Genomic DNA, 5,946 nt, shown 5'->3' with positions numbered 1-5,946 from the left:
TGCACACGGGCCTGGCCGACCCCACCATCCCCAACTTCGAAAGAGAAGAAATCCTGCCAAGTACTTGACGCGGGACAACAGAACGAAATCGTTCGAACTGTTCCGCGGCAACTCCCGCGCTGTCAGCATCGTCACGTTCGATGAAGTCCTCGCAAGCCTGACGCTCCTTCGCAGTCTGCTCACTTCGGAAGAGCTCGACCGGTCCCAAGGGCGCTGACCAAGCACCCGAACCGGAAGCCTCTACGGGTGAGCCCAACGGCCTCGGAGGTGGACCAACTAGTTTGACCAAGCCGCTCGCACCGGCCTAGGCGATCCACCAGTACGTTCATGAGCCAATTGCCCAAATCTGGGTCAGGTCAATTGGCGTCTCACACTTCGCGGTCGAGGACCGCGTATCGGGCGGCGCGCAGCGGATGCGACATCAACTCCGTCTTCGAGTGGTTCTTCGGTCTCGGCCCTGCCGGAATTGATCAGAGACACCGCCGTCGGGTCCTCGTCACGTACCGACACCCCGACTCACTCCTTGCTTCACGTGCCTAACCTAACTGTCATAATCAGGGCAGAAGGTGAGGATGCACCGGGGGACATGCAACCAGGCAACGAGCACACGAAAACCGCACTGATGGAGAACTATGGCCCGGCCGCGGGGGCTTCGTCGTGAGCTCGGAAGTACGCGTGTCGGCGCCGGGCAACCAGCGGCCCGGCGGAGCGAACGGGCTGAGCGTCGAGCGGTTCCGGACGATGGTCCAGGATTCGCACGTCAGCTTCCTGATCGGGGCCGGCACGCCAAGCGGCTTCTTCGAGAGACTCGGCGACATCGAAACGGCGCTGACTGAACTGGACAAGCTCGCGGTCCCCTCGGATGAGAAGGCGCTCGTGCGCGCCTCGATCCAGGGCTACTTCTTCCACCGGGTCGTACGGCCAAACCGCCAGCTCATTCCGCTGCACGCTGCCGCGACGGGCGTCGTGAGGTCGTACGCGGGGTTCTTCCGCACCCTCAACCACGTCCTTCTCCGCCGCCGGTCATCCCTGCTCGGAAAGCAGGCCAACGTCTTCACCACCAACGTCGATATGACGTTCGAGGTCGCCCTGGAGCAGCTCGGCATCGAGGTCATCGACGGGTTCAGCGGAAAGATCCGCCCGCGGTTCGATCTCGGCGAGTTCGGCTCCACCCGCTACCGGCAGACCGCGCGCTTCGAGCGCCGATCCGAGATCCCGGTGATCGACCTTTACAAACTCCACGGGTCCGTCGGCTGGCGGGTCGAGGCGGACGGCTCGCCCGGCGAGCGCATCTTCTACGACCACGGACTGGAGCGCGTCGGCGAGGTCGGCGAGGCCTACGACGCCGCCGAGGAGGACCTCATCCCGATCGGATCCGCCGATGGTCTCGACGTCTCGGACCTCGTGGAGGCGGCTTCCGGCAAGACGCTGACTGAAGCGGCAGGCCGTTTTGCGGAAGTGTACGGGACTCTCGCGATAGTCAATCCGGAGAAGAGCAAGTTCGCGACAACCGTCCTCAACGAGACGTACTACGAACTGATCCGGCGGCTCGCCAACGAGCTCGAGAAGGAGAACAGCCTCCTTCTCGTCCACGGTTTCTCGTTCCGGGACGAGCACATCCGCGACCTCGTCCTCCGCGGCGCCCGGACGAATCCGACCCTGCAGGTGATCGTGTTCTGCTACCGACGGTCCGACGGCGAGGCCTACGATGCTCTCCTGCCAGAGTCAGAATTGAAGAACGGCAACATACTGTTCGTCACTCCGTTCGCTCCGGAGGAGGGCGCAGAAGAGGTCGTCCTCGACCTCGACCGCCTGCGCGAGACGTACTTCGCCCCGCTCGTCAGCGATCCGGTGCCCGCCGCCGACCAGGTGATTCAGCTGGACGTCAGGGTGGGGTCGGAGCCGACGGCCGATGCGTGACGTCGATGTCGACCTGCAGCGCGACGCGATATTTCGGGTCGGCCGCGTAACGGGAGTGGAAGGCCGCCGGATATCAATCCAGGTCGACAAGCTCAAGAACGGCGCCCACCTCCTCTACCGCGGTGGCATTGTCCGCAACGTCGCGGTCGCGAGCTACGTCAAGATCTCGAAGGGCTTCGTCGAGCTCATCGCCAAGGTCGACGGCGAGCACGTCGACGAGAACCGCGCGACCTCCCCGTCGTTCAAGACCGACGACGATCGCGTGTCCCGCACGCTGGACGTCAGCCTCATCGGCTACCTCGAGAACGGGAAGTTCGAGCGCGGCGTCCGCGAGATGCCGCTTCTCGACAACGAGTGCTTCATCCTGAGCGAGAGCGAGTTCGGCCTCGTCCACACCTTCGTCGCGCCGGGTGACGCTTCGGTCGAGATCGGGTCGCTTGCGATGGAGCCCACGCAACGCGTGGTTGTGGGGGTCGACGAAGTATTTGGCAGCCACATCGGCATCTTCGGCAACACCGGCAGCGGCAAGTCCTACACGCTCTCCAAGCTGTACCACGAACTATTCGGCGCGTTCGGTGCAACTCCCGGGTTCCGCGAGCGGTCTCAGTTCGTCCTCATCGACTTCAATGGCGAGTACGTCGACCGACCAGCGGCCGGAGACGAACGCCGGTCGACTTCCGTCATCACTTCCTCGGACAACAAGCGCGAGTACGTGCTTTCGACACACCTCAAAGACGGCGGCGCGAAGATCCCGCTCCCTGCCTCCGCGGTGGAGGACGTAACCTTCTGGTCCGTTCTCCTCGACGCGACCGAGAAGACCCAGGCGCCTTTCCTCGCCCGCGTGCTGGCCAGCGACTTCTGGGAGCGTCGGCTCGCGAACCCCGTGGACTTGCTCAATGTGATCGGCGAGATGGTGCTGCGCGCCACCAAGAGCAACGACGTGTCCATCGACCGTCAAACCGTCATCAACCTCCTGCTCGAAGTGCAGACCTGCCTGGGGCCGCACGCGCCCGCCGAGCTAGAAGCACTGCTGGACGACTTCCAGGCCAACCTGCACTACAACAGCACCCTCCGGAAGTTTTATTGGGGGGCTTGGGGCAACCCGCCCCTTGACCCAGACAACCCCCGGTGGCAGGGCCTGACGAAGGACAAGATCACTGCCCTGCCGGTCGACTTCAGCCAGGTACGCGAAGGCATTGACCTCGTGCGCTTCAAGATCGTGCTCCAGTACTACAGCGACATCATCAGCGGCTACTCGAACCGGGAGCACCTGTCGCCCTTGATCAAGCGGCTCGAAACGCGGGTGCCGGACATCAAGAAGCTCGTCGAGATCTCCGACGCACCGCTCGCAGACCGACCACTGGCCGTTGTGTCGCTGAGGGACGTCAGCCTTTCGATGCGCAAAGTCATCCCGATGCTTCTTTGCAAGCATCTCTACGACGAGAAGAAGGATTCCGATCCCTCGAACGAGCGTTACCTGAATCTCATCATCGACGAGGCCCACAACATCCTGTCGACCGAGTCGTCGCGAGAGAGTGAGGCCTGGCGCGACTACAGACTGGAGACGTTCGAGGAAATCATCAAGGAGGGCCGCAAGTTCGGCGTCTTCCTGACCATCGCGAGCCAGCGTCCCCACGACATCTCCGAGACGATAATTTCGCAGCTGCATAACTACTTCCTGCATCGCCTCATCAACAACCTCGACATCCACGCTGTCGAGAAGGCCGTCGCCTACCTCGACAGGGTGTCCTTTGAGTCACTCCCGATTCTGCCGACGGGCGCCTGTGTCATCGCGGGGGTATCCGCGCAGGTGCCTGTCATAGCGAGGGTCGCCCCGCTGCCCGAGGAATTCGAGCCGAACAGCCGCACCATGTCGGTGACAACCGAATGGTCGAAAGGGCCGATCGTCGCGCCGCCCGTCAGTGCGATGCTGCAGGTCCCGGACGCAGCCCAACCGCCGGCTGCTGCCGCCGAAGCGGACACGCCGTTCTAGGCGCGAACGGCAGGCAGGAACGTGCCCCACGTCTGGTTCCGGCGCAACTCGCTCGCCACTGAACCGGCGCGACGCGACTCGTCCCGTGCGCTATCCCGGACTGCTTCCCGCAACGCCGACAAACCGCTAATGCTCGGACCGGAGTGCCGCCGTTTGGGATTAGGCCTGAAGATCGGCCGGGCATTCGGCGTAATGTGCGCGCCGGTGCGGCACTGCCTCTGCAAAGTCCAGTACGTATGTAACATGCCCGCTCGTGAGGTCACTATCGAGCATCTCGAGCCCACCGCGATGAAGCTGGAAGACTGGCGCCAGATACTCCGCCTTGCGAAGACGCACAGCACGACGCTGGGGTTTCTTCCCGATTCCGCGTTCGCCGATCGCCTTCGCAAACGCACTCTGGTCGCGGCGAGGGTCGACGGTGAGGTTGTCGGCTACTGCTTGTATGACCTACCGCGGGCGGGACACATCAAGCTTGTGCACGTTTGCGTCGCTGACGACGCGCGAGGTCTCGGAGCTGGAAAGGCGTTGATTGATGCGGCCATCCTGCGTAACCCGGCGGCGATCGGAGTTCTCGCGTACTGCCGGCGAGACTACGAGGGCCTGGACCGATTCTGGGAGTCCGCCGGTCTTGCGCCGCGCGGAGAAAAGGCTGGGCGAGCAGTCGCGGGCTCGATCTTGTGCGCTTGGTGGAGACCCCTCGGCGGCCTCGACTTGCTTGAAGAAGCCGCGATGGGGGCAGGGCTCCCGCTCGTCGCGTACGATACGAACGTCGTGGCGGATCTCTACGCTTCCACGAGCGTGAACCGTCCCGATCGGGAGTCCTCGATCGGCCTACTCGCAGGTTGGCTTCAGGCCGCGATCGTCCCAGTTGTGTCACCCCGCGTCGACGTAGAACTCAACGCAATCTCGGATCGCGGCGAGCGCGAGCTGCAGCGGGAGCGGTCGCAAGAGCTAACGAGACTTCGCTCGACCCGAGCGGACGATGACACCTTGCTGAAGCAACTACTCGAACGAGTCGGCGACTCCGCCCTTGCCCTCGACGAGTCACTGCGCAACGATTTTTGCCACCTCGTAGACGCGATCACTGCTGGAGCGTCGTTCGTCGTGACGAACGACGAGGGCTTCATCCGGGCCGCAACTCGCGCTCTGCCAGACGGCACGGGTGTGCGCGTGGTCCGCCCACATGAACTCGTGGCCGAGATGCTCAACCGCTTGGATCTTCCTACGTTCCGGTCCCGCCTTATCGAGTCACTCGATCTGGAGTGGCGCCCAGCATCCGCCTGGCCCATCGCGGAACTGGCATCGAAATTCGTTACGCACGAGACCCAGGAGCGGGCATCAACGCTCGCTCGACGACTCCGCGCCGAGATCTCGCAGCATCCAACGACAACGAGAGTGCTGTCGGATCCATCGGGCCGCCCACTAGCGGTCGTCGCGGAGGAGATTCGAGGACCGGCGCTGCAGGTCTCCATCGTTCGAATCGTTCGTGGGGAGTCGTCAACGACAATCGCACTACAACTCGCGCGGCACCTGCGTTCCGTTGCTCGACAGAATGGCCTCACTACCGTCGTAGTCGCCGACGCGCAACGAGGTCCGGTGATTCAGGCGGCGCTTGCCCAGGACGGTTACGTCGGAAGTGACCAACCGTGCGCAACCTTGATAGACGAGCGCGCCAGCGCGAGGAAGTACGACCTACCGGTTGTTGATGGTGACCCCGATCTGCAGGCGGTACGGGAACTCGAACGCCGGCTATGGCCGTTGGTGCTCATCGATCTCGCCGTTCCCACCTATGTGATTCCCGTGCAACCCGGGTTCGCCGAGCTGCTGTTCGGCATCGATCGCGGCGCGCTGTGGAGCGACCGGAAACGTGGCCTCGGCCTCTCAAGAGAGCATGTCTACTACAGCGGATCCAGCCGGCCGCTGCCCGAACAAGGCTCACGCATCCTCTGGTATGTCTGTCGCGCGTCAGAATGTGTGGCAGGGGTAGCTAGTTGCTGATGCAACTCCCCAGCTGAGAGGTCTGAATGTCATGA

General features: G+C 63.3%; 4 protein-coding genes. All 4 read left to right on the top strand.

The genetic code is table 11. The features are described from left to right. On the top strand, positions 1 to 217 hold a 217-nt coding region (locus M4I32_RS15020), incomplete at its 5' end, for a hypothetical protein (protein ID WP_319035293.1). Between the two features lie 440 nt (positions 218 to 657). Beyond that, the gene (locus M4I32_RS15015; protein WP_319035292.1) at positions 658 to 1,920 is read left to right on the top strand and encodes an SIR2 family protein; all 1,263 of its coding nucleotides are present in this window, start codon (positions 658 to 660) and stop codon (positions 1,918 to 1,920) included. Then, positions 1,913 to 3,913 carry an ATP-binding protein gene (locus tag M4I32_RS15010; protein WP_319035291.1) on the top strand — a complete coding sequence of 667 codons (2,001 nt, stop codon included), beginning with the start codon at positions 1,913 to 1,915 and terminating at the stop codon, positions 3,911 to 3,913. Before M4I32_RS15015 ends, M4I32_RS15010 begins: the two co-directional genes overlap by 8 nt. A 243-nt stretch (positions 3,914 to 4,156) precedes the next feature. Beyond that, complete coding sequence (locus tag M4I32_RS15005; protein ID WP_319035290.1) at positions 4,157 to 5,911, top strand: GNAT family N-acetyltransferase; 1,755 nt, start codon at positions 4,157 to 4,159, stop codon at positions 5,909 to 5,911. The last annotated feature ends 35 nt before the right edge of the window (positions 5,912 to 5,946 follow it).

The sequence above is a fragment of the Microbacterium sp. LRZ72 genome, from assembly GCF_033792225.1.
In the GTDB taxonomy this organism is placed as follows: domain Bacteria; phylum Actinomycetota; class Actinomycetes; order Actinomycetales; family Microbacteriaceae; genus Microbacterium.
The sequence above is the reverse complement of the archived record's forward strand: the minus strand, read 5'-3'. Positions and strand labels throughout refer to the sequence as shown.